The following is a 24,374-nucleotide window of genomic DNA, read 5'->3' as shown; positions in this document are numbered from 1 at the left end:
GACCGGACGGCCGGCTGCGCGCAGATCATTTCGGTCCCGGTGACCGGCCCGACAGTTGTACGAGGTGAGCACACGTGAAGGTCACTGAGACTCCGCCCGCCGTCCCTGCCCCGCGCTCGCCGGTGACGAAGACGGACGCCCCGGCCTTCGAGGCCGCGAAGAGCAGCGAGGGCAAGGTCCTCAACGTCTTCTCGCACGGCGTGCTGATCATCTGGGCCGTGCTCGTCGTCATGCCGCTGCTCTGGGCGGTGATGGCGTCCTTCAAGACGGACGACTCCATCCTGTCGACCCCCTGGGCGCTGCCGGACAAGCTGCACTTCGAGAACTGGTCACGGGCCTGGAACCAGGCCCACATGAGTGACTACTTCCTGAACACCATCCTGGTGGTGGGCGGTTCACTCATCGGCACACTGCTGCTCGGCTCGATGGCGGCGTACGTCCTGGCACGGTTCGACTTCCCCGGGAACCGCTTCATCTACTTCCTCTTCATCGGGGGGATGAGCTTCCCGATCATCCTGGCGCTGGTCCCGCTGTTCTTCGTCATGAACAACATGGGCCTGCTGAACTCGCCGCACGGGCTGATCCTGGTCTACATCGCCTACTCGCTCCCGTTCACCGTCTTCTTCCTCACCTCGTTCTTCCGGACGCTGCCGACCTCGATCGCGGAAGCGGCCATGCTCGACGGGGCCTCGCACACCAGGACGTTCTTCCAGGTGATGCTGCCGATGGCGAAGCCCGGTCTCATCAGCGTCGGGATCTTCAACTTCCTCGGGCAGTGGAACCAGTACATGCTGCCGACGGTGCTGAACACCGACCCGGACGGCAAGGTGCTCTCCCAGGGCCTGGTCGAACTGGCCACCAGCCAGGGATACAAGGGGGACTGGTCGGGCCTCTTCGCCGGCCTGGTCATGGCGATGCTGCCCGTCCTCCTCGCCTACATCGTCTTCCAGCGCCAGGTCGTCGCCGGCCTGACGGCGGGGGCGCTCAAGTAGGCGAGAGCCCGCGGCTCCCGTGAGATGACGACAGAGGGGCCCTTCCGTCCGGCGGGACGGAAGGGCCCCTCTGTCGCGCCTCACAGCGTGCGACGCACCCCTGCCTGGCGCTCCAGGTCGCGCAGCTGCACCGCGAGGTCGCCCTCGACCGCGGTGTGCGCGGGACCGCTGCGCCCGATGGGCAGGACCTCCTCGCTGCGCATGTCCTCCAGCATCAGGGCGAACGCCGCGTACATCGCGACGATCGCCACGAGGAATCCGAAGCCCCCGGCCGTGTACCTGAGCCACTCGGCCCCGGTCAGCCCGGCGAGGCCGGTGGCCGCCCAGCGGGGCAGCGAGACGACCAGGACGAGCCAGAGGGCGCGCTTGGGCCGGGTCACAGCGACCATGAGCGCCCCGAAGCACAGGAACGCCAGGTTGAAGACGCCGAGCACCCGGGCTTCCCCGGCCGCGCCCGTACCCATGACGAGGGCGTACGCCAGCCAGCTGCCGGCGAACGTGCCCATGAGGGTCGCCGCGATCACGTCCCGGGCGCCGAAGGCCAGGTGGCTCACCAGGAGCTGGAGGACGAAGGCGGGCAGCACGCACAGGGCGACGGCCGTGCGGTCCGCGGTGTCGAAGACCCCGAGCTGGAGGCAGGCCGTCATCACGGAGGCGATGGCCACCGTGAAGAAGCCCAGTGGCATCGGCGAGGCGATGGGGCGCAGGTTGATGCGCGTCATCGACCGGAGGTCCGCTTCGAAACGGCGGCCCGGGGACGCGTCCGGACTCTGGTCCGGCCCGGCGTCGGGTGCGGTACTCATCTGATGGTTCCCTCGGGTCAGTGTGCGAAGCAGGGGTCGACGAAGGGCGGAGGCACAGGGGGCGTGTCGCCACGGGCGGCGCGCCACAGGCGGTGGTCCTCCGACTCGGCCACGGCCCCGGCCATGAGCAGGGCCTGGCGCGCCCCGGTGGAGGCGTATCCGCCGAAGTGGGCCACCGGGCTCCACGCGGGGCTGACCGGTGGGACGGCTTCGTCGAGCCCCTCGTACTCCGCGCTCGCGTGGACGATCCGTCCGCCGACGACGGTGAGCACGGACTCGATGAAGGGGATGGCGGCCTCGGGCACGGTGAGGAAGTCGTCCGACAGGATCGCGAGGTCACCGTAGAAGCCCTCCCGCAGGATGCCCTTGACGTCCTGTTCGCCCGTCAGCCGGGCACCGCCCCGGGTGTAGAGGCCCAGGGCGGTCTCCCGGTCGATCAGCTCGCCGGCGGGCCTCAGCGCCGTGCCGCCCACGGTGCGGCCGCTCACGAGCCAGTGGAGCGCGACCCACGGGTTGTACGAGGACACACGCGTGGCGTCGGTCCCGGCGGCGACGGTCAGCCCCCGGTCGAGCATGGCCCGGACCGGCGGGGCGTGGGAGGCGGCCTCGGACCCGTAGCGGTCGAGGAACGCCGAGCCCTGGAAGGACATCCGGTTCTGTGCGGACAGGGCGCCGCCCAGGGCCGCGATCCGGTCCAGGCTGTGCGCCGAGACCGTCTCCGCGTGGTCGAAGAGCCAGCGGTTGCCGTCGGGGAAGAGCCCTTCGGACGCGAGTTTCTCGAAGACGGCCAGGTCGCGGCCGATGGTCTCGTCGTAGGTGGCGTGGAGCCGGAAACCCCAGCCGTTCTCCATCAGCAGCCGGACCGCCTGCTCGAACCCGGCCTCGTACCCCTCGGCGAGTTCGGGGCGGGGCTCGGAGAAGTTCTCGAAGTCGGCCGCGGCCCAGATCAGGTTCTCGCCCGCGCCGTTGAGGCGGAGCCACTCGTCCCCGTCCTCGGGACGGACCGTCTCGGTCCAGCGTCTGAGGTCGGCGATCTCCTGCCCGGCGGTCTGCGGGAACAGGTGGTAGGCGATGCGCAGCGACAGTTCCCCCGACCCGGCCAGGTCGACGACCGTGGCGTAGTGGTCGGGGAAGTTCTGGAAGCCTCCGGCGGCGTCCACGGCCGAGGTCAGACCGAAGCGGTTGAGCTCGCGCAGGAAGTGCAGGGTGGAGGTCCGCTTGTCGGCGTCGTCCAGGGCCGGCGCCTTGGCCAGGGTGGAGTACAGGATGAGGGCACTCGGAGCCGCCAGCAGCACCCCGTTGGGTTCGCCGTCCCGCCCCCGCACGATCTGTCCGCCGCGCGGGTCCGGGGTCTCGCGGGTGAACCCCGCCGCCCGTACGGCTGCCCTGTTCATCAGCGCGGACTGGTAGAGGTGCAGGACGAAGACGGGTGTGTCGGGTGCGGCGGCGTTCAGCTCCGCCACGGTCGGCATCCGGCGTTCGGTGAACTGCTCGGCGGTCCAGCCGCCCACGACGCGGATCCACTGCCCCTTCGGTGTGCGGCCGGCCTGCTCGCGCAGCATGGCCAGGGCCTGGCGGAGACTGCGTACGCCGTCCCAGCGCAGTTCGAGGACGTAGTTCAGGCCGCCCCTGATGACGTGCAGGTGCGAGTCGTTGAGCCCGGGGACCACACGCCGTCCGAGCGCGTCGACGACCTTGGTCGCGGGTCCCACGAGCGCGGCGAGGTCGTGGTCGTCGCCGACGCCCACCACCCTGCCGTCGCGCAGGGCGACGGCCCGGGCCCCGGGGCGCGCCGGGTCGCCGGTGAACACCTTCGCGTTACGGACCAGGAGGTCCGCCGGCGGGTGTTCCGGGTGCCCGGCGGGGAGTACGCCGGCCACCGGCATGCTCGTCGTGCCGGTCATGCCAGGGCCTTGCGCAGGGTGTCGGCGGCGAGACCGATGGCGAGCTCCGCCGCCCGCGTCCAGCGCAGCGCGTTCAGCATGACGAAGTCGTGGATGGTCCCCGCGACGCGCAGGGCGGTCACCGGGACCCCCGCCGCCCGGAGCTTCGCCGCGTAGGCCTCGCCCTCGTCGCGCAGGACGTCGGCCTCGGCGGTGATCACCAGGGCGGGCGGCAGGCCGGTCAGCTCGTCGAGGGAGGCGCGCAGCGGTGAGGCGGTGATCCGCGCCCGCTCGGTCTCGTCGGTCGTGTACTGGTCCCAGAACCAGCGCATCGCGTCGCGGCGCAGGAAGTAGCCCTCGGCGAACCGCTCGTACGACTCGGTGTCGAAGGAGGCGTCGGTGACCGGGTAGAAGAGCACCTGGTGGGCGAAGCGGACGTCGCCGCGCTCCTTGGCCATCAGGGTGAGGGCGGCACTCATGTTCCCGCCGACCGAGTCACCGGCGACGGCGATCCGGCTTCCGTCGAGCCCCTTGAGGTGCCCCTCCCGGACGATCCACCGGGCGACGCCGTAGTTCTGCTCGATGGCGACGGGGTAGCGGGCCTCGGGCGAGAGGTCGTACTCGGGGAAGACCACGGCTGCCCCGGTGGCGACCGTGAGGTCACGGACGAGCCGGTCGTGGGTGTGGGCGTTGCCGAAGACCCAGCCCGCGCCGTGGATGTAGAGGATGACGGGGAGGGGGCCCGTGACACCGCGGGGGCGGACCACCCGGGCGCGGACGTCCCCGGCGGGACCCCCGTCGACGGTGATCCACTCCTCGTCGACGGCGGGCAGGCCGACGCCCGCGTCGCTCTGGACGTCGTCCACGGCCTTGCGGCCGTCCGCCACGGGGATCTGGTAGAGGTACGGCGGCTGTGCCGTGGCATCGGCGAAGGCCTGGGCGGCGGGCTCGAGTACCGGCTGGTCGGACATGGCGGGGCTCTCCTTCGGAGGAAACGGGTGGGAACAAGGGGTGGGACGGTGGCGAGGCCGGTGAGCTCAGGCGAGGAAGGAGAGCAGCGCGGAGTTGACCTCGGCGGCGTGGGTCAGGATCAGACCGTGCGGGCCGCCCGGGATCACCTTCAGTTCGGCGCCGGCGATGCTCTTCGAGAGCGGTATCGCGGTGGCGTCGACGGGGAGCGTGCGGTCGGCGTCGCCGTGGATGATCAGCGTGGGGACGTCGATGCGCGGCAGGTCCGCCCGGAAGTCGGTGAGCCAGGCCTGGACGCAGTCGAGGGTCCCCTTGGCGGAGGCGCCGGCGGCCACGTTCCAACTGGCCTGTACGGCCTGCTCGCTGACGCGGTCGCCGCCGAGGACGTCGACGTTGTAGAAGTCCGCGAGGAAGGTGCTCATGAACGCGAAGCGGTCCGCGGCGACGGCCTCCTCGATGCCCTTGAAGACACTTCCGTCCACACCGCCGGGGTTGTCCTCGGTCCGGAGCAGGAAGGGCGGGACGACGCCGATCATGACGGCCTTGGCGATGCGTCCGGAGCCGTACGTGCCGAGGTAGCGGGTCACCTCGCCGCTGCCCATGGAGAAGCCGACCAGGACGGCGTCGCGCAGGTCCAGGGCGGTCAGCACCTCGTGCAGGTCGGAGGCGAACGTGTCGTAGTCGTATCCGTCCGCGGGCTGGTCGGAGCGGCCGAAGCCACGCCGGTCGTAGGTGATGACCCGGTGGCCGGCGGCGAGCAGGGCGGCGGTCTGCTTCTCCCAGGAGGCCCCGTTCAGCGGCCAGCCGTGGATCAGCACCACGGGCTGTCCCGATCCGTGGTCCTCGTAATAGAGCTCGACGGGGGCGGAGTTGCCCTCGGCGACCTTGATGAACGGCATGCGGTTCTCCTTCGTGGGGACGACCGGGGGCCGGTCGTCGGGGGTGGACGGGTGTACGCGGGTCAGACGCGCACCAGGGGTGTGTCGACGAGGTGTTCGGCCAGGAACCACACCTGCGCCTCACCGGTACGGACCACCTGGGAGACGAGCAGGTCGTTGCTGCCCTCGTCGCCCTCGGCCGAGAGCCGGGCCGCGGCGTCCCGGGCGTCGATCAGGATCCGCTCGTGCGCGTCGAGGAGACGCGAGAGCATGACGGGCACCTTCTCGACGCCGTCGGGCGGCCGGGGGACCGAGGTCAGCTCCGCGACGTGGCGCGGATCGCCGACGGCGACGCCGCCGAGGCTCTGGACCCGCTCGGCCAGGGCGTCCACGACGGCCAGCTGTTCGGCGGCGTGCTTGTCCAGCATCAGGTGGAGTGAGTAGAAGGTGGCTCCGCGCATGAGCCAGTGGTGCTTCTTGTAGAGGGAGTACAGGATCTGTGTGTCGGCGAGCACGCGGTTCAGCCGCTGACAGGCGTACATCCGGGTGTCGTGGCCGAGCCCGACCGGAAGCTGCTTGAGGGTCCCGAACAGCTGGGTCTCCTCGCCCGTCTGATGCAGCAGAGGCTGTCCGGTGTCGTGCGGGAGCGTGGTGGCGGCGGTGTGCATCGAGTGCTCCTGATCATGGGCCGGCCGGCGGCCGGCCTCGGTGCCGAGGGGGTGGGGCGGGCCCGGGCGTCCGCGTCGAAAGGGGTGTGCGCGGACGCCGGGGCCCGCAGTGTGCGTCCGGCTCTCAGCGCCGGACGGCGGGCTCCGGCGCCGGGGTGGCGGGCTCCGTCACGGGCCCGCGGTGCAGGACCAGCCGGGCGATCAGCCCGCTGCCCGCACCCACGGCGAGGACCGGCGCCGCCCACCAGAGCGGATACGGCGTCAGGCCGAGCGGCGCGTCGAGCGACCAGGCCCCGGGGCCGGTCGCGGCCAGGGCGGCGGCGGTGACGATCAGGACGAGGGGGTACTCGTACCCGTCGTTCTGCACCCACAGGCCGTTGTGCCGCTTCACGGTGAGGGCGACGGTCATGACCCCGATGGTCCCGGCGGCGGCGAGCGGGGTGAGGAGTCCGGTCGCCAGCAGGAGGCCCGACCCGATCTGGCCGCCTCCCGCCGCGAGGGCGGTGAGGACCCCGCCGCGGAACCCGTCGGCGCGGAACTCCGCGGCTCCTCCGTCGAGTCCGTTGCCGCCGAGGTGCGAGCTGACCTTCTGGACGCCGTGCGCGGCGACGAGCAGCCCCACCAGCAGGCGCAGGACCAGGATGCCGGTGTCCAAGGAGGTCAGCCGGCCGCGTGCGCGCCGATGACGGCCTGCGCGTACACGACGCCCAGTCCGTACGCTCCGGCGTGCTCCTTGACGATCTCCATCACGGCGCCGTAGGTCTCCTGGCGCGCCCAGTCGCGCTGGAGCTCCAGAAGCACCTGCACCCAGGTCACCGGCACGGCGCCGGCGGCCAGCATCCGCTGGAGGGCGTGCTCGTGCGCGGCGGGACTGACCCCACCTGAGGCGTCGGAGACCACGTAGACCTCGTAGCCCTGCTCCAGCGCGGACAGCGCCGGCAGGACGAGGCAGACCTCGGTCCACAGGCCCGCCAGGATGATCTTCCTGCGTCCCGTCGCCCTGACCGCCGCCACGAGCGCCTCGTCCTCCCACGCGTTCATGGAGGTGCGGTCGATGACCTCCTGCCCGGGGAAGACCGCGGCGAGCTGCGGCAGCAGCGGCCCCGAGAAGGACTCGGCGGCGACCGTGGTCAGGACGGCCGGCACCTCGAACGCCCGGGCCGCCTTCGCGAGTCCCACCGTGCTGTTGATGATCGCCGCGCGGTCACCGCTCCCGGTGCCGAAGAACATCTGCGGCTGGTGGTCCACGAAGAGCATGACCGAGTTCTCGGGCGTGAGCAGGTCTCCGCTGGGAGCGGCCTGCACCTGGGTGATGTCGAACACGGGGGTGTCCTCTCGAAGCAGTCGGGGGTGGGCGCCGGCCGCACGGCGCGGCCGGGCACGGACAGAAGCTACGGCCGGGAACCCGGGCCGGTTTGCCCTCCCGCGCACAGCCACTGGCACGACAGCGCACTACCGGTGAACTCCTTCTTTTCAGCATTTTTTATGATTGATCTTCGATGGGGAGAAGCCGCCGCGTACGAGCGGTGACCGGGATTGCTGGAGGACCAGGGTGACGGGTGGGCAGGTGGCGTTCGGCGCCGTGCTGCGGGAGCTGCGACTGGCGAGGTCACTCACGATCGAGGGGCTGTCCGAGACCTCGGGCATCAGCGTCCGGGGCATCGGCGACCTGGAGCGTGACCGCAGGGCCGCGCCGCAGCGCCGTACGGTGGCCGCGCTCGCGGACGGACTCGCCCTGGAGGAGCCGGGGCGCGAGCGCCTGCTGGCCGCCGCCCGTTCGGGCCGCAGCTCGTCCTACCGTCCGGCCGGAGTGCGCTCCTTCCCGCGGGGCGTGGACGACTTCACGGGGCGCCACCGGGAGCTGGCCCTGCTCACCGGGTGGGCCGGGGAGTCGCGGGAGCGTCCGGTCGTGGTGGCCGTCTCCGGATCGCCGGGCGCGGGAAAGACGACGCTGGCCCTGCACGCGGCGAGACGGGTGGCCGACGGGTTCCCGGACGGGCAGCTGCTCGTGGACCTGAGGGGCACGCACGACTCGCCGCCCGGGCCGGCCGAGTTGGTCGTCACCGTACTCAAGGCGCTGGGGACGCCCGATCGTGAGCTGGCGAAGGCCGGGCCGGGGGGACTCACGACGCTCTACCGTCACGTACTGGCGGACCGGAGGCTGCTGCTCGTTCTCGACGACGCCCGGGACGAGGCGCAGGTGCGCCCCCTGCTCCCGGGCGCCGGTGGTGTCCTGACCGTGGTGACCAGCCGGCGGATGCTGACCGGCCTGGAGGGCGTCCACCGCCTCTGGCTGGGACAGCTCGGCCCCCAGGACGCCACGGCGCTGCTGGCCGGCATCGTCGGACCCGGCCGTGCGGCGGCCGAGCCGGACGCCCTGGCGGACGTGGCCCACCGGTGCGGTTACCTGCCACTGGCCCTGCGGGTGGCGGGGAACTGGCTGGCCACCCGGACCGGCTGGACCGTGCGGCGGCTCGCGGAGCGCCTCGCGCAGGAGGAGCGGAGGCTCGACGCCCTGTCGGCCGGCGACGTGCGGGTGGCGGCGGCCTTCGACCTGTCGTACCGGCAGCTGACACCCGAGGCGGCGCGCGTGTTCCGGCTGCTGACGCTGGTGCCCGGACCCGACGCGAGCGCCGCGTGCGCGGCCGTGCTGACGGGGCACGACGTGTTCGACGCCGAGGACACCCTGGAGGAGCTGGTCGAGGCGGGGCTGCTCGGCACGGAGGGCGCCCGCTACCGGCTGCACGACCTCCTGCACCTGTACGCCCGGGCCCGGCTGGCCGAGGACGAGCCCGCCGGTGGCGCGGAGCGGTCGGGGGAGGACCTCCGCCGGTGGCTGCTGGAGACGGCGGTCACGGCGGGCCGGTGGTACGAGCCCGACCACGGTGCGCCACCGGCCGCCTGGCGGGGGATCGTCGACCTGTCCAGCGCCGAACGGGCCCGGGAATGGCTGCAGGCGGAGGGAACCAACTGGCTCACGGCCCTGCGCGCCGCCTCGGAGGCCGGCAGCCACCACGCGGTCGTGGAGGTCGCCGAGGCACTGCACTGGTTCTCCGACATGTGGATCTTCTGGGGGCACTGGGCCGAGGTGTTCGGCCTGGCCGCGCGAGCGGCCCGGGCGCTGGGGGATCCGTCGGCGGAGGCGACCCAGCTGAACTACCTGGCCTGGGCGGTGCTGTTGTGCGAGGCACGGCCTCGGGACAGCCTGGTCCACTCCGCCGCCGCCCTCGCCGCGGCCGGACGGGCGGGCGACCTGGTGCAGCAGGCGTGGTCCCACCAGTACAGCGGCTGGGCCCACCGGCTGCTGGGCGAGGCCGACGAGGCGTTCGCACACGTCGACGAGGCGGCGGACCTCTTCGCACGCGCCGGCGACGTCCACGGGCAGGTGCAGACCTTGTCCAGCCGGGCCCTGATGTTCGAGGGCGCGGGGCGTGCCGAGGAGGCGATCGAGGCGTTCCGGGTGACTCTGCACGCGCTGGAGGAGAACGCTGACCGGATCGAACCGCACGTCGCGGCGATGACCCGGCTCGGCGCGTACGGGGGCACGGCCACCGCGCTGAGCCGGCTGGAGCGCTGGGACGAGGCCGTGGCGCACTTCGGGCGCGCGCTCGGCATCTGCCGGGAGATGGGGAACACCGCCCTGGAGAGCCGTGAACTGACGCAGCTCAGCGATGCGTTGCTCGCCGCCGGCCGTGCCGATGAGGCCCGCGAATGCCTCCTGCGCTGTGTACGCCTCGGGCCGGACGCCGATCCCCAGCGGGTGACCATGGCGCGCGAGAGGCTCGCGCTCCTCGACGCCCCGGGGGACAGCGGCGACGACCTGTAGGCCGCGTCCCTGCCTGGTTTCTGCCTGCTTTCTGCCTGGAGACGCCGCTGACCTGCTGCTTGGCTGGTCGGAGGCGGGGAGGAGCGGCGCCGCGCGGCGCCGCCTCCGTCCGCGCCGTGAACAGCATGGGGAGAGGACGGCCGGGTGAGTCAGGTCTTGTCAGGAGAATCGGTTTCCTGCGAGGAAGGGCCGAGGGGGTGGCGCGAGGCCCTCGGCGGTGCCCTGGGGACGGTCCACGTCACCCCCGGGGACCAGGAGACGTTCCGCGGGGACGTCCGCACCACCCAGGTGGGGTTCGTCCGCGTCCTCGACCTGGAGGCGGACGCCCAGCGCATCGGATGGACGGGGACGCGCCCCGCCGCACGGCCCGCGCCCTTCGTCGCCTTCGGCATACAGAGGCAGGGTGCCGCCGAATTCGCGCAGGGGGACAGGCGGGTCCAGGCGGGGCCGGGAGACCTGCTGCTGTGGGACACGGCCCTGCCGTACACCCTCCACCAGCCCGGCCCGTTCGCGATGCGGATCGTCCTCCTGCCGCGCCACACCCTCGGAATCCGGGACGCCGACCTGCGGGCGGTCACGGGCACCGTGGTCGGCACCGCGGAGGGGTTCGGATGCGCGCTCACCGCCGTTCTCGGCACGCTGGTCGCCGTCGGCGAGCCGCGCTCCGCGGCGATCGCCGACCTGTCGGCCGAGAGCGTCGTGAACCTGTTCCGCGCGCTCGTCGCCGAGTGCGGGCGCCGGTCCGGCGGCAGCCCCGCGGATTCCGGCACAGGGCGCGAGCACCTGCTCGCGCGGATACGGGCCCACATCGACGCCCACCTCGCCGACCCCGGTCTGTCACCGGGCGCCGTGGCGCGGGCGCACCACATCTCCGTGCGCTATCTGCACCGGCTCTTCGAGGCCGAGGGAATCACGGTGGCCCGCTTCATCAGGCAGCGGCGGCTGGACCAGTGCGCACGGGAACTGGCGCGCCGCAGCCCGTCGCCTCCGACGGTGTCGTCGATCGCCGGGCGGTGGGGGTTCGTCAACGCGGCCCACTTCAGCCGCACCTTCCGTGCCGTCCACGGCCATTCCCCCGTGCAGTGGCGTGCGCTGCGCACGGGGACGGAACGGGAAGCCGTACGGCTCACCGGGCCGGCCGGGCAGGACTGACGGCGTCCTCGCCGGCCGCGCGCGCCCGGGTCCACAGGGAGCCCGTCCTGCGGCCGCGCGAGCGGGGAGCCCGGCGCGTCACCCCGTCACGATGCGGTCGACCGCCGCCTCGACCAGCCGGTCGCGCTCGGCCTCGGAGAACACGTCCGGCAGCGTGAGCTGTTCGACGATGAGCCAGTTGAACGTCAGGATGAGCAGGCGGACGGCGGTGGCGTCGCCCGGCAGCCCCGATGCCTCGTGGTAGGCCACGTTGGCCTCGACGTCCGCGCGCACCTGCTCGGTCAGCACGGCCCGCAGCGCGGGGCGCCGGGTGGATTCGAGGCGCAGTTCGAGCAGGGCCAGGTAGCCGGTGCGGAAGGCGCTGATCCGGCCGATCAGTTCACGCATCAGCACCGTGTAGGTCTCGCGGTCCCTCGGGGCGGACCGCTGGCGTTCGACCGTCGCCCCGTCGGGCTGAAGCCGTTCGTAGACCCTCGCGGCCGCCTGGGTGAGCAGGTCGTCACGGTTGGCGAAGTAGTTGGAGGCCGTCCCTGTGGGCACGGCGGCCTCGGCGTCCACCGCCCTGAAGGTCAGGCCGCGCGCCCCTTCCCTGGCCAGGACCTCGATCGAGGCATCGACGAGGGAGGCCCGTCGCGCGTCGTTCCTGCGCACCATTGACACCACTCCATCTGTAGTACTACGTTCTAACCACTTCAACCACAGTACTATGAATGGATCGCCCTTGCGAAAGCTCGTGTACTACGTCGCGGTCTCCCTCGACGGCCGCATCGCCGGTCCCGGGGGAGAGTTCGACTTCTATCCCCAGGGTGACGAGGCCCAGGCGGCCGCGTACATGAAGTCGATGAACACCCGCTATCCCGAGACCGTCCCCACCTTCGCCCGGGCGGGCGTGGGTCTCACGGACGCGCCCAACCTGCGGTTCGACACCGTGCTGATGGGGCTCGGCTCGTACCGCCCCGGCCTGGACGCGGGTTTCACCAGTCCCTACGCCCATCTGCGCCAGTACGTCGTGTCCACGACGCTGGCGCCCGACACCGACCCGGAGGTCACCGTGGTCCCCGGGGACCCGCTCGCACTGGTGCGCGAGCTCAAGAAGGAGGAGGGGCAGGACATCTGGCTCTGCGGCGGCGGTCTGCTCGCCGGCGCGCTGCTTCCCGAGATCGACGAACTGATCATCAAGAGCTACCCGGTCGTCGCGGGGTCCGGGATCCCGGCGTTCGACGGGGCGTTCGACCCCACGCTCTTCAGGGTCACCGAGCGCACCTCGTTCGACAACGACGTGACGGTCACCTGGTTCACCCGGCGCTGACGAGCCGGTGTGCCGCCCCGCCCCGGCCCGGAACCGGGGCGGCCCCTCGTCCGGTCCGGGCGTTCTTGCCTTCACCCGGACAACAATTGTCACCAGGAGTGAACAGGCCCCGCTGTGGCCCGAACCGCCTCCCGGCCCCGGCCGGTGGGCGGTTCACGCTGTTTCCAGGGCTTTTGCCGCTGTCCGGATATGGAGGCCCGGTGCTCATCGGAGGCTCCGACTGCTCAAGGTCTTGACGGGGGGCACCCCAAAACGCTCAGCTTAGGGTTCACATGTTAGAGAAAACGGCAGGAGTGAGTGAGTCGATGGAGACTCCGGGGTCGCAGACATCTCTGCATAGGGCCAACCTTGAGCGGGTCGTGCGTGCCGTAAGGATGGCGGGGTCCCTGACCCAGGCGGAGATCGCCAGGAGCACCGGGCTCTCCGCTGCCACCGTCTCCAACATCGTCCGTGAGCTCAAGGACGGCGGCACGGTCGAGGTGACCCCCACCTCGGCGGGTGGCCGCCGTGCCAGGAGCGTCTCCCTGAGCGGGGACGCCGGCATCGTCGTAGGAGTGGATTTCGGGCACACCCACCTCCGGGTGGCCATCGGCAACCTGGCCCACCAGGTGCTGGCCGAGGAGTCCGAGCCGCTCGATGTGGACGCCTCGTCCGCGCAGGGCTTCGGCCGGGCGGAACAGCTGGTCAACCGCCTGATCGAGACCACCGGGATCAGCCCGGAGAAGATCATCGGTGTGGGCCTCGGCGTCCCGGGCCCGATCGACGTCGAGTCCGGCACGCTGGGCTCCACCTCGATCCTTCCGGGCTGGACCGGCATCAATCCGAGCCAGGAGCTCGCCGGGCGTCTCGGCGTACCCGTGTACGTGGACAACGATGCCAACCTCGGGGCCCTCGGGGAGCTCGTCTGGGGCAGCGGGAGGGGGGTCAGGGACCTCGCGTACATCAAGGTCGCCAGCGGCGTCGGCGCCGGTCTGGTGATCGACGGGCACATCTACCGGGGACCCGGCGGAACGGCCGGCGAGATCGGCCACATCACCCTGGACGAGTCCGGCCCCGTCTGCCGCTGCGGCAACCGCGGCTGCCTGGAGACCTTCACCGCCGCCCGGTACGTCCTGCCGCTGCTGAAGCCCAGCCACGGGTCCGATCTCACGATGGAGCGGATGGTCCAGCTGGCCCGTGAGGGCGATCCCGGCTGCCGCAGGGTCATCGGGGACGTCGGCCGGCACATCGGCAGCGGAGTGGCCAACCTGTGCAATCTGCTCAACCCCAGCCGGGTGGTGCTCGGGGGGTCCCTCGCCGAGGCGGGGGAGCTGGTGCTCGGCCCCATCCGTGACTCGGTCTCGCGCTACGCCATTCCCAGCGCAGCGCGGCAGCTCTCCGTGCTCCCCGGGGCGCTCGGCGCGCGGGCCGAAGTGCTGGGCGCACTGGCCCTGGTGCTCAGCGAGATGGGGGATTCGACCCTTTTGGAGAGCACCCTCCCTGCCGCTACCCCTGCCTTCACTTAGATAACGAATGGCACCGTTGTCATCTCGTTAAGGATTTACTCCTTGACGCTGACGTAGCGGCCGAGTTGACTTCGAGCCACCTCGGCCGCAACGTCGCGGCCTCGTCAGGGAGGTTCGAAATGAACACGCGTATGCGTCGTGCCGCCGTTGCCGTTGCCGCCACCACCATGGCCGTCTCGCTCGCAGCCTGCGGAAGCGCCAAGGAGTCCGGCGACAAGGCCAGCACCGACTCGGGCAAGAAGGGCGACGCCCTCAAGATCGGTCTGCTCCTTCCCGAGAACGTCACGGCTCGTTACGAGAAGTTCGACAAGCCGATCATCGAGAAGAAGGTCAGCGAGCTGACCGGCGGCAAGGCGGAGGTCATCTACGCCAACGCCCGCCAGGACGCCACGCTGCAGTCGCAGCAGGTCGACTCCATGATCACGAACAAGGTCGACGCCCTCATCGTCGACGCGGTCGACGCCAAGGCCATCGAGAACAGCGTCAAGAAGGCCAAGGACCAGGGCATCCCGGTCGTCGCCTTCGACCGTCTCGCCGAGGGCCCGATCGACGCCTACACCTCGTTCGACAACGAAGAGGTCGGCCGTGTGCAGGGCAAGGCCCTGCTGGAGGCCCTGGGCGACGCCGCCAAGCCCACCATCGTGATGATGAACGGCTCGATCACCGACCCGAACGCCAAGCTCTTCAAGCAGGGCGCCAAGTCGGTGCTCGACGGCAAGGTGACCTACGGCAAGGAGTACGACACCAAGGAGTGGAAGCCGGAGAACGCCAACTCCAACATGGAGGGCGCGATCACGGCCCTGGGCAAGGACAAGATCGACGGCGTCTACTCCGCCAACGACGGCATGGCGGGCGGCATCATCCAGGCCCTCAAGTCTGCCGGTCTCTCCAAGCTCCCCCCGGTCACCGGACAGGACGCCGAACTCGCCGGGGTGCAGCGCATCCTCACCGGTGAGCAGTTCATGAGCGTCTACAAGTCCTACCCGCAGGAGGGCATCGTCGCCGCGGAGATGGCCGTCGCGCTCGCCAAGGGCGAGAAGCTCGACACCATCGCCACGTCCAAGGTCGACAACGCCGGCACGAAGGGCATCGCCACCGTCCTCGTCCCGGTCGTCTCGCTGACCAAGGACAACATCAAGGAGACCGTCATCAAGGACGGGATCTACACGATCGACGAGATCTGCACGGCCAAGTACAAGGCCGCCTGCACCTCCGCGGGCCTGCAGTAGGCCCCTCCGCCCGGCCCGCCCCCAGGGGCGGCCGGGCGGCCCGAAGCCTGTCCGGCGCCCGGCCCACCAACTGTCCCGCTACCGGGCCGGGCGCCGGACGGAACGCTTCCGCTGTTTCTCACTTCTGCTCAACCACCGCGCCTCCCCCCAGGCGCGGTATCCCCGCCGGGTCAGGCGGCGAAGGAGATGGTTCACGTGTCCGCTACGCCCGTGTTGGCGTTGCGAGGGGTCTCGAAGCGATTCGGTGCCGTCCAGGCGCTCACCGACGTCGAGCTCGAGGTCCACGCCGGTGAGGTGGTCGCCCTGGTGGGTGACAACGGCGCCGGTAAATCAACGCTGGTCAAGACGATCGCCGGGGTCCACCCCATCGATGACGGAGTCATCGAGTGGGACGGCCGCCCGGTCCAGATCAACAAGCCGCACGATGCCCAGAACCTGGGGATCGCGACCGTCTACCAGGACCTCGCGCTCTGCGACAACATCGACGTCGTCGGCAACCTCTACCTCGGCCGGGAGCTCCGCAAGTTCGGGATCCTCGACGAGGTCGAGATGGAGCGGCGCTCCCGCGAGCTCCTCAGCACGCTGTCGATCCGCATTCCCAGCGTCCGCATCCCGATCGCGTCGCTCTCCGGCGGTCAGCGCCAGACCGTCGCCATCGCGCGTTCGATGCTGGGCGAGCCCAAGCTCGTCATCCTCGACGAGCCCACCGCCGCGCTCGGCGTCGAGCAGACCGCCCAGGTCCTCGACCTCGTCGAGCGGCTGCGCGAGCGGGGCCACGCGGTCATCCTCATCAGCCACAACATGGCCGATGTGAAGGCCGTCGCCGACAAGGTCGCCGTCCTCCGGCTGGGCCGGAACAACGGGATCTTCGACGTGAAGACCACGTCGCAGGAAGAGATCATCTCCGCCATCACCGGTGCCACGGAGAACGCCGTGACCCGTCGTGCGGCGCGCAACGCGGAGGCCAAGAAGTGACCACGACCGACAAGACGTCCACCCCGGTGGTCAACCCGGAGGCCGCCAAGGGCGCCGACATCGCGGTCGACCCCCGGCTCCTCGTGCGCGAGCAGGGCTTCGGCGGCTACATCACCGAGTTCAAGCGCAAGATGCGCGGCGGTGACCTCGGCTCGATCCCTGTGATCATCGGCCTGCTCATCATCTGCGTGGTCTTCCAGAGCCTGAACTCCGAGTTCCTCTCCGCGAAGAACGTCAGCGACATCGCCGTGACGATGGTGGCCACCGGCATGATGGCCGTCGGCATCATCTTCGTGCTGCTGCTCGGCGAGATCGACCTCTCGGTCGGCTCGGTCAGCGGTGTCGCCGGTGCCATCGTCGCCGTGCTCAGCGTCACCCACGGGATGAACGAGTGGCTCGCCGTCCTCGTCGCGATCGTCAGCGGCGCGGTCATCGGAGCCCTCCACGGCTTCTTCTTCGCACGGATCGGCGCCCCGGCGTTCGCCGTGACCCTCGCCGGCCTGCTGTTCTGGCTGGGCTTCATGCTCCAGCTGCTCGGTGACACCGGCACGATCAACCTGGACAGCGACGGCGTCGTCGGCAGCCTGACCACGTACTACTTCTCGGACGTCGCGGCCGCCTACGGCCTCGCGGTCGTCGCCGTGGCCGGCTACTTCCTCTCCGCGTTCCTCGACACCCGCCGCCGCGAGGCCGCGGGCATCCCGTCGCGACCGCTCGTCGACATCGTCGTGCGCACCGTGATCCTCGCGCTGTTCGCCTTCGGCGCGGCGTTCATGTTCAACCAGTACCGCGGCCTGCCGCTGGCCCTGGTCCTCTTCCTCGTGGTCCTGGTCGCCACGGACTTCGTCCTGCGCCGCACCTCCTACGGCCGGAAGATCTTCGCGCTCGGCGGCAGCGTCGAGGCCTCGCGCCGTGCGGGCATCAACGTCACCGCGATCCGCGTCTCGGTCTTCGCCATCGCCGGCACCTTCGCGGCGATAGGCGGCCTCTTCTGGGCGTCGAAGATCGCGGCGGCCAACCAGGGCTCCGGCGCCGGCGACCTCCTGATGAACGTCATCGCCGCGGCCGTCATCGGCGGCACCAGCCTCTTCGGTGGCCGGGGACGCACCTGGAACGCGCTGCTCGGTGTCATGGTGATCGTCTCGATCCAGTACGGCCTGGCCCTGGAGGGCATCGCCACACCGATCAACTACATGATCACCGGCGCTGTTCTTCTCATCACGGTCGTGATCGACTCCATCACCCGCAAGACGCAGAAGACCGCAGGCCGCGCCTGACCGTCGTACCTGCACAGAGGTGCCCGGCATCGTCCGCGATGCCGGGCACCGGCGCGTCCGGCGCGTCCAACGCGACCCGGCGCAATATGCCGCCCGATGACCGGGGCCGTCGGCGGAACATTAGACTCATCGGATCGACACGCTCGACCAGCTCACAAGCAAGGAGGCACGGGTGGACCTGCTGACCCGCATCAAGGGACCGCGTGACCTGGACCGGCTCGGCCTCGAGCAGCTCGACCAGCTCGCCGGGGAGATCCGTACCTTCCTCGTCGAGGAGGTGTCCAAGACCGGCGGCCACCTCGGCCCGAACCTCGGCGTGGTCGAGCTGACCATCGCCCTGCACCGGGTCTTCGAGTCCCCGCAGGACAAGGTCCTCTTCGACACGGGCCACCAGAGCTACGTGCACAAGCTGCTCACCGGCCGGCAGGACTTCTCGAAGCTCAAGAGCAAGGGCGGCCTCTCCGGATACCCGTCCCGCGCCGAGTCCGAGCACGACGTCATCGAGAACTCGCACGCCTCGACCGTGCTCGGCTGGGCCGACGGCCTCGCCAAGGCCAACGAGGTCCTGAAGAAGGACGACCACGTCGTCGCCGTGATCGGTGACGGCGCGCTCACGGGCGGTATGGCCTGGGAGGCGCTGAACAACATCGCCGCCGCCAAGGACCGCCCCCTCGTCATCGTCGTCAACGACAACGAGCGCTCCTACGCCCCGACCATCGGCGGCCTCGCGAACCACCTCGCCACCCTGCGCACCACCGACGGCTACGAACGCTTCCTGGCCCGCGGCAAGGACCTCCTGGAGCGCACGCCCGTCGTCGGAAGGCCGCTGTACGAGACCCTGCACGGCGCCAAGAAGGGCCTCAAGGACTTCATCGCCCCGCAGGGCATGTTCGAGGACCTCGGCCTGAAGTACGTCGGACCGATCGACGGCCACGACATCGAGGCCCTGGAATCCGCGCTCCAGCGTGCCAAGCGCTTCGGCGGCCCGGTCATCGTGCACTGCCTCACGGAGAAGGGGCGCGGCTACACCCCCGCCCTCGAGGACGAGGCCGACCGCTTCCACGCGGTGGGCAAGATCCACCCGGACACCGGCCTGCCCATCTCCACCTCCGGCCTCGACTGGACCTCGGTCTTCGGCGAGGAGATGGTCAGGCTCGGCCACGAGCGTGAGGACATCGTCGCCATCACCGCGGCCATGCTCCAGCCCGTCGGCCTCGGCAAGTTCGAGGAGGCGTTCCCGGACCGCATCTACGACGTCGGGATCGCCGAGCAGCACGGCGCGGTCTCCGCGGCGGGGCTGGCCACCGGCGGACTGCACCCCGTCTTCGCGGTGTACGCGACCTTCCTGAACCGCGCCTTCGACCAGGTCCTGATGGACGTCGCCCTGCACAAGTGCGGAGTGACCTTCGTCCTGGACCGGGCCGGCGTCACGGGCACGGACGGCGCCTCGCACAACGGCATGTGGGACATGTCGATCCTCCAGTGCGTGCCGACCCTGCGCATCGCCGCCCCGCGCGACGCCGACCAGGTCCGTGCCCAGCTGCGCGAGGCCGTCGCCGTGGACGACGCGCCCACCGTCGTCCGCTTCTCCAAGGGCGCGGTCGGCCCCGCCGTCAAGGCCGTGGGGACGGCCGGCGGCATGGACATCCTGCGGAGGGCGGGCACGGACAAGGCGGACGTCCTGGTGGTCTCCGTCGGCGCTCTGGCCCCGATGTGCCTGGAGATCGCCTCCCTGCTGGACGCCCAGGGCATCTCCACCACGGTGGTCGACCCGCGCTGGGTCAAGCCGGTCGACGAGGCCCTCGCCCCGCTCGCCGCGGAGCACCGGGTCGTCGTCACCGTCGAGGACAACAGCAGGGCCGGCGGTGTCGGCTCCGCCGTCGCCCAGGCCCTGCGCGACGCCGGTGTCGACGTACCGCTGCGCGACTTCGGTATCCCGCCCGTCTTCCTGGACCACGCCTCGCGCGGCGAGGTCCTGGCCGAGATCGGGCTGACCGCGCCGGACATCGCCCGGCAGGTCACCGGCCTGGTCGCCAAGCTCGACGGCCGGTACGAGAGCCGGACCGCGGAGCCGGAGCCGGTCCGCGACTGATCCACCGCGTTGCCTCCGGGCCGGCCGGTCACCCCACTCGGGTGGTCCGACCGGCCCATTCGCGTGAAACCGGGCCGTGCGGGGCGTGCCGGACCGGCCCGTTCCGAATCATGGCGTGCACGACGAGTGCGTGGAGGTACGCCGGTGAGCACGCAGCAGGACACGCCCCCCAGCGGAAAGGGACTGTTCCGGACCAAGACGGTCGAGCAGTCCATCCGTGATACCGAAGAACCGGAGCACGCGCTCAAGAAATCCCTCTCCGCGCTGGACCTCACGGTCTTCGGAGTGGGTGTCATCATCGGCACCGGGATCTTCGTCCTCACGGGCAAGGTCGCCAAGGAGACGGCGGGCCCCGCCACGGCCCTCGCCTTCGTCGCGGCGGGCATCGTCTGCGCCCTCGCCGCGCTCTGTTACGCGGAGTTCGCCTCCACCGTCCCGGTGGCCGGATCCGCGTACACCTTCGCCTACGCCTCCCTGGGCGAGCTGGTCGCCTGGATCATCGGCTGGGACCTGGTGCTGGAATTCGCGCTGGGCACCGCGGTGGTGGCGGTCGGCTGGTCCGGCTACGTGCGCTCGCTCATGGACAACATCGGCTGGACGATGCCCGAGGCGCTCTCCGGTCCCGACGTGGCGAGCGGATTCGGCTTCGACATCCTGGCGTTCGCCCTGGTCCTGATCCTGACCGTCATCCTGGTCCTCGGGATGAAGCTCTCCGCCCGGGTGACCACCGTCGTGGTGGCCATCAAGATCGCGGTGGTGCTGATCGTGATCATCGCCGGGGCGTTCTTCATCGACGCGTCGAACTACTCGCCCTTCATCCCCGAGGCCGAGAGCCAGACCACGGGTTCGGGCCTGGACGCGCCACTGGTCCAGCTGATCTTCGGGTACGAGCCGACGAACTTCGGCGTCATGGGCATCTTCACCGCGGCGTCCATCGTCTTCTTCGCCTTCATCGGCTTCGACGTGGTGGCCACCGCCGCAGAGGAGACCAAGCTCCCGCAGCGTGACATGCCGCGGGGGATCCTCGCCTCGCTCGTCATCTGCACGCTGCTCTACGTCGCCGTGTCGATCGTCGTCACGGGCATGCAGCACTACTCCGAACTCTCCGTCAGCGCCCCGCTCGCCGACGCCTTCAAGGCCGTCGGCCACCCCTTCTACGCCGGGATCATCAGCTTCGGCGCGGCGGTCGGCCTGACCACGGTCTGCATGATCCTGCTGCTCGGCCAGACCAGGGTGTTCTTCGCCATGAGCAGGGACGGGCTGCTCCCGAGGTTCTTCTCGGTGACGCATCCGCGCTTCGGCACCCCGTACCGTCCGACGGTCCTGCTCGGCGTGATCATCGCGATCGTGGCCGGCTTCACCAGCATCAACGAGCTGGCGACCCTGGTGAACATCGGCACGCTCTTCGCGTTCGTGGTCGTCGCCCTGGGTGTCATGGTCCTGCGGCGCACCCGCCCCGAGCTCCACCGCGCCTTCCGTACCCCGTGGGTGCCGGTGCTCCCGATCGTGTCGGTCGCGGCCTCGGTCTGGCTGATGCTGAACCTGCCGGCGGAGACCTGGCTGCGGTTCGCGATCTGGATGGCGCTGGGTGTGGTCGTCTACTTCGTGTACGGGCGCAGGAACAGCCGCATGGCGAAGGCCCGCTGAGCCGGTCAACCACGCCGCGGCAGCGGCCGTACCGTGCGAGGGCCCGCGCACCGGGCCCCGTACGCCCCGGCCCGCTGCCGCAGCTCGCGGTCGGCCGTGACCACGAGGCAGGAACGCACCCCGTGGGCGGCGGCGGCCAGCGCGACGATCAGGTCGTCGCCGCTGCCGGAAGCCGCCTCCACGCGCACGCCCGGCACGGAAGCGACCTGCCGCGCGGCGCCCTCCACGACGAGCACGAGCTCGACGGGGCCCGCGTGTCCGGGCAGTCCCTCGGCGGCGTACGGGACCAGCGAGTCCCGCAGCCGCTCGGCGGCGCCGTGCCGGTCGCGCCACCAGCCGTCAGGTACGGACCCCACCACATTGGCGGCGTCGACGATCACCAGAGTGCTCTCACCGGTCATCCCCGAAGGATGACAGGTCAGCCGCCGGTCGCCGGCGACTTCTTGGCGGACTCGGGGATCGTGCCGTCCGTACGGATCGCCTTCCAGAGGTCGCCGGCCTGCGGCTCGGAGGCCACCACGCGGTTGGGGTCCTGCTTGTCGTAGGCGACCGGCAGCATGATCGTCTCCATGGCGGAGGGGTCGACACCGTTCATCGAGCGGGCGAACTCCGCGAGCGAGGTCAGGGAGGCGAGGCCCTCGTCGGTCGTGAGCGACTTGGTCGCGGAGTTGGCGATCTTGTAGGTGCTCGTCGGACTGCCCAGCAGATCCTGCGACTTGATCTCCGTCAGCAGGGCGAGCAGGAACTGCTGCTGGAGTCCGATGCGGCCGAGGTCGCTCCCGTCGCCGACTCCGTGCCGGGTGCGGACGTAGGCGAGCGACTCGGTGCCGTTCAGCTTGTGCGTGCCGGCGGTGAGGTCCAGGCCGGAGGACTTGTCCTTGATCGGCTCCTCGACCTTGACGGTGACCCCGCCGATCGCGTCGACCAGGTCCTTGAACCCCGCGAAGTTGATCTCCAGGTAGTGGTCGATCCGGACCCCGGACATCTTCTCCACGGTCTTGACCACACAGGCCGGACCGACCTGCGAGTAGACGGAGTTGAACATGACCCGCTCCGCGGACGCCATCGCCGAGCCGTCGGCCTTGACGCACTCGGGCCGGGTCACCAGGGTGTCGCGCGGGATGGACACGGCGGTCGCCTCGGTGCGGCCCTCGGGTATGTGCACGACCAGTGCGGTGTCGGAGCGCGCACCGCCGACGGCGCCACCCCCGCCCAGTTCCTTGTTCTCCGCTCCGGCACGCGAGTCGGAGCCGAGGACGAGCAGGTTCTGCCCGGTGGTGGGGAGCTTCTCGGGACGGTCCCCACCGAGCGCCTTGTTGATGTCGACGCCCTTGATGTTGCCGTCGAGGTCCTGGTACATCCAGTACGCCGTGCCGCCACCCGCGAGCAGGAGTACGAGGACTACCCCGAGCGTGATCTTGAGGCCGCTGCGGCGCTTGCGTTCCTTCTTCCGGCCCCGCTTCGGTGCTTCCGCCCGTCGGGAGGCGCGCCGTCCTGAAGGCATGACGTCGTTGCTCATCCTGTTCGAGTCCCTTGGTCTCGCGGCCCGGTAGGGCTGTGGGCGGGTTGGACTCGGGTGGGGGGAGGAGCCGGTCCGACTTCGGTGTGCATAGCACTATAGACAGTCCATCGAGCGCATGTACGAACACTGCGGGGCTCCATGTGGACTGCGCGGTCCCCCGTCGTGCCGCTCATCAGCACCCGGTCGTCACGATTCGGTCACTCAAAATTCTCTCATGTGAGGGACTAGTATGTGCCAGATTCGAAATCATGCGCGATGCGCCGGACGCCTGGAAAGGTGACTGCGGAAATGCTCGGACAGGATGCCCGCGTGACATCGAGGGTTGCTGCCGGGGCGGGCGCGATGCAGGGCATCTGGCTCACCAGGGGCAGGGAAGGCCGTCTCACGGCATATGCCTCGGTCGAGGGCGGACTCCACCGTTGGACCGAAGAGCGCCCGGGTGGAATGGACTTCGGTGATCCCGTTCTCGTCCGGGTGCCGGGACTCACCGGCCTGTCCGTCACTCAGGACGTCAACGCGTACACCCACTTCGTGGGCCGGCGCGAGCGCCGGAGGGCCGATGGCCGCCCCGTCGTCGACGTCGTGCACGCCATCCAGTACCAGTCGGCACGTCCGGTCACCGAATGGCGTTCGCTGGGAAATCCGCACAAGGATCCGGAGCAGGGGCGCGGAATCGGCCGGCCCGTGGTGGTGGTGGCCCATTCCGGCATGGTGCACGTCTTCGTGCGCACGGCGGACGGTGGCCTCACCCTGCGACGTGAGCAGGGCGACGGCAAGTGGCTCGGCTGGAAGGACCGCAGGGGAGCCCGCGGCGTGGAGGGGGCGCCGGTCGGGATCACGCTCTCGTCGGGGCGGATCGAGCTGTTCGCGGCCACCGGGGAGGGCACGCTGCACTGGTTCCAGAAGGCGGCCGCCGGTGCCCTGGGTGACGGATATCCGTCACGCCTGGCGGTGGCTCCGGGCACGGTGTCGGTCCTGGAGACCGGTCCGGACCGGCCCACCTTCTTCTGGACCGATCCGGGCGGCCGAGGGGTCGTGGCCTATCGGGCGGGCGCGTGGCCGATGGCGCTGGGGGGCTCGCCGGGTGAAGGCGCGCACGCGGCGTCCCGTGCGTTCCTGGACGGCTACGACTGCACCGTGCTGGCCCATCGGGGGACGGAGGGCACAGTGGTGGTCGGGGTGGGCGTCACCGAGGACGAGGGCAACGGGATGTGGTGGTCCGACACCGGCGTGCGCAGCCTGGCCGCGCCCGCCCTGGCGCAGGACGCCTTCGGAAGGCTCGTGATCGCGGTCGTCGGTGAGGACGGGGTTCCCCGGCTGGCCCGGCAGACGGACGGGGCGGGGCTGACGCTCTCGGAATGGCGCGTCCTCTGACGTTCCTCCGCCCGACGGCGGGCCACCGGTCCGCATTTCCGTCGACGCGATGACCGAAGGCCTTTCGGGTCAGATCGATCAGCGGCCAAGAAGGTTGTGCGGCGCGAAGTATGGCGTGCATCACGCCCGGATGTCGATAGCCGTGCACGAGTGTGCACGCAATCTGCGCATTGACATCTTTTAATGTTCACTTAAGATTCCCATCTGAAGCGACAGTTCGAGAGCTGAACCGCGAGCAATCGACGGGGGTGCCCGACTTCGGGTCGATGACGA

Annotated in this window: 21 protein-coding genes; 11 read left to right on the top strand and 10 right to left on the bottom strand. The window is 70.5% G+C overall.

Going from position 1 to position 24,374, the window contains the following annotated elements:
• Positions 1 to 74: 74 nt before the first annotated feature.
• Positions 75 to 992: a carbohydrate ABC transporter permease gene (locus ACIRJR_RS19300; RefSeq protein ID WP_403781841.1), complete on the top strand. Its 918-nt coding sequence runs from the start codon at positions 75 to 77 to the stop codon at positions 990 to 992.
• 80 nt (positions 993 to 1,072) lie between these two features.
• Here ACIRJR_RS19300 and ACIRJR_RS19295 read toward each other — a convergent pair whose 3' ends face one another.
• The 7 genes from ACIRJR_RS19295 to ACIRJR_RS19265 form a co-directional block, all read right to left on the bottom strand.
• The gene (locus ACIRJR_RS19295; RefSeq protein WP_403781838.1) at positions 1,073 to 1,795 is read right to left on the bottom strand and encodes a GPR1/FUN34/YaaH family transporter; all 723 of its coding nucleotides are present in this window, start codon (positions 1,793 to 1,795) and stop codon (positions 1,073 to 1,075) included.
• A 17-nt stretch (positions 1,796 to 1,812) separates the two neighbouring features.
• Positions 1,813 to 3,699, bottom strand: a complete 1,887-nt coding sequence (locus tag ACIRJR_RS19290; RefSeq protein ID WP_403781835.1) for an amidohydrolase — start codon at positions 3,697 to 3,699, stop codon at positions 1,813 to 1,815.
• Positions 3,696 to 4,649: an alpha/beta hydrolase gene (locus ACIRJR_RS19285; RefSeq protein ID WP_403781832.1), complete on the bottom strand. Its 954-nt coding sequence runs from the start codon at positions 4,647 to 4,649 to the stop codon at positions 3,696 to 3,698. Before ACIRJR_RS19285 ends, ACIRJR_RS19290 begins: the two co-directional genes overlap by 4 nt.
• A 66-nt stretch (positions 4,650 to 4,715) precedes the next feature.
• On the bottom strand, positions 4,716 to 5,546 hold the full coding sequence (locus ACIRJR_RS19280; RefSeq protein ID WP_403781829.1) for an alpha/beta fold hydrolase: 831 nt from the start codon (positions 5,544 to 5,546) through the stop codon (positions 4,716 to 4,718).
• Between the two features lie 62 nt (positions 5,547 to 5,608).
• Positions 5,609 to 6,193: a Dps family protein gene (locus ACIRJR_RS19275; RefSeq protein ID WP_403781825.1), complete on the bottom strand. Its 585-nt coding sequence runs from the start codon at positions 6,191 to 6,193 to the stop codon at positions 5,609 to 5,611.
• Between the two features lie 124 nt (positions 6,194 to 6,317).
• Complete coding sequence (locus tag ACIRJR_RS19270) at positions 6,318 to 6,848, bottom strand: DoxX family protein (RefSeq protein WP_403781822.1); 531 nt, start codon at positions 6,846 to 6,848, stop codon at positions 6,318 to 6,320.
• Positions 6,849 to 6,853: 5 nt separating this feature from the next.
• The gene (locus tag ACIRJR_RS19265) at positions 6,854 to 7,516 is read right to left on the bottom strand and encodes a hydrolase (RefSeq protein ID WP_403781819.1); all 663 of its coding nucleotides are present in this window, start codon (positions 7,514 to 7,516) and stop codon (positions 6,854 to 6,856) included.
• A gap of 229 nt (positions 7,517 to 7,745) precedes the next feature.
• Between ACIRJR_RS19265 and ACIRJR_RS19260 the strand changes: the two genes are divergently transcribed.
• Both ACIRJR_RS19260 and ACIRJR_RS19255 read left to right on the top strand, forming a co-directional pair.
• A complete protein-coding gene (locus ACIRJR_RS19260; RefSeq protein WP_403781816.1) occupies positions 7,746 to 10,019 on the top strand; it encodes an ATP-binding protein in 2,274 nt (757 codons plus the stop codon).
• 144 nt (positions 10,020 to 10,163) lie between these two features.
• Positions 10,164 to 11,171, top strand: coding sequence for a helix-turn-helix domain-containing protein (locus tag ACIRJR_RS19255; protein WP_403781813.1), 1,008 nt, complete (start codon positions 10,164 to 10,166; stop codon positions 11,169 to 11,171).
• A 78-nt stretch (positions 11,172 to 11,249) separates the two neighbouring features.
• Here ACIRJR_RS19255 and ACIRJR_RS19250 read toward each other — a convergent pair whose 3' ends face one another.
• Positions 11,250 to 11,825, bottom strand: a complete 576-nt coding sequence (locus tag ACIRJR_RS19250) for a TetR/AcrR family transcriptional regulator (protein WP_403781810.1) — start codon at positions 11,823 to 11,825, stop codon at positions 11,250 to 11,252.
• A 67-nt stretch (positions 11,826 to 11,892) separates the two neighbouring features.
• Here ACIRJR_RS19250 and ACIRJR_RS19245 point away from each other — a divergent pair, with 67 nt between their 5' ends.
• The 7 genes from ACIRJR_RS19245 to ACIRJR_RS19215 all read left to right on the top strand — a co-directional run bounded on the left by ACIRJR_RS19245 (position 11,893) and on the right by ACIRJR_RS19215 (position 21,205).
• On the top strand, positions 11,893 to 12,480 hold the full coding sequence (locus ACIRJR_RS19245) for a dihydrofolate reductase family protein (RefSeq protein ID WP_403781807.1): 588 nt from the start codon (positions 11,893 to 11,895) through the stop codon (positions 12,478 to 12,480).
• Positions 12,481 to 12,785: 305 nt separating this feature from the next.
• Entirely contained in the window at positions 12,786 to 13,985 is a 1,200-nt protein-coding gene (locus ACIRJR_RS19240; RefSeq protein WP_403781803.1) for an ROK family protein, read from the top strand.
• A 119-nt stretch (positions 13,986 to 14,104) separates the two neighbouring features.
• The gene (locus tag ACIRJR_RS19235; protein ID WP_403781800.1) at positions 14,105 to 15,214 is read left to right on the top strand and encodes a sugar ABC transporter substrate-binding protein; all 1,110 of its coding nucleotides are present in this window, start codon (positions 14,105 to 14,107) and stop codon (positions 15,212 to 15,214) included.
• A 186-nt stretch (positions 15,215 to 15,400) separates the two neighbouring features.
• Positions 15,401 to 16,189 (top strand): ATP-binding cassette domain-containing protein, encoded by a 789-nt coding sequence (locus ACIRJR_RS19230; RefSeq protein WP_403781797.1) that lies wholly within the window; start codon positions 15,401 to 15,403, stop codon positions 16,187 to 16,189.
• Entirely contained in the window at positions 16,186 to 17,466 is a 1,281-nt protein-coding gene (locus ACIRJR_RS19225) for a sugar ABC transporter permease (protein ID WP_403781794.1), read from the top strand. The genes ACIRJR_RS19230 and ACIRJR_RS19225 overlap by 4 nt, the downstream gene beginning before the upstream one ends.
• A 172-nt stretch (positions 17,467 to 17,638) precedes the next feature.
• Positions 17,639 to 19,558, top strand: coding sequence for a 1-deoxy-D-xylulose-5-phosphate synthase (gene dxs / locus ACIRJR_RS19220; protein WP_403781791.1), 1,920 nt, complete (start codon positions 17,639 to 17,641; stop codon positions 19,556 to 19,558).
• Positions 19,559 to 19,702: 144 nt separating this feature from the next.
• Positions 19,703 to 21,205, top strand: a complete 1,503-nt coding sequence (locus tag ACIRJR_RS19215) for an amino acid permease (protein WP_403781788.1) — start codon at positions 19,703 to 19,705, stop codon at positions 21,203 to 21,205.
• A 5-nt stretch (positions 21,206 to 21,210) separates the two neighbouring features.
• On the opposite strand, the gene ACIRJR_RS19210 is transcribed toward ACIRJR_RS19215, so the two are convergent.
• The gene (locus tag ACIRJR_RS19210) at positions 21,211 to 21,606 is read right to left on the bottom strand and encodes an NTP pyrophosphohydrolase (protein WP_403781786.1); all 396 of its coding nucleotides are present in this window, start codon (positions 21,604 to 21,606) and stop codon (positions 21,211 to 21,213) included.
• Positions 21,607 to 21,623: 17 nt separating this feature from the next.
• Positions 21,624 to 22,724 (bottom strand): LCP family protein, encoded by a 1,101-nt coding sequence (locus ACIRJR_RS19205; RefSeq protein ID WP_403781783.1) that lies wholly within the window; start codon positions 22,722 to 22,724, stop codon positions 21,624 to 21,626.
• A 312-nt stretch (positions 22,725 to 23,036) separates the two neighbouring features.
• Here ACIRJR_RS19205 and ACIRJR_RS19200 point away from each other — a divergent pair, with 312 nt between their 5' ends.
• On the top strand, positions 23,037 to 24,101 hold the full coding sequence (locus ACIRJR_RS19200; RefSeq protein WP_403781780.1) for a hypothetical protein: 1,065 nt from the start codon (positions 23,037 to 23,039) through the stop codon (positions 24,099 to 24,101).
• Positions 24,102 to 24,374: the final 273 nt, after the last annotated feature.

Source organism: Streptomyces sp. NPDC102402 (assembly GCF_044765765.1).
Lineage (GTDB): Bacteria > Actinomycetota > Actinomycetes > Streptomycetales > Streptomycetaceae > Streptomyces.
This window is presented reverse-complemented; position numbering and strand designations above follow the sequence as displayed.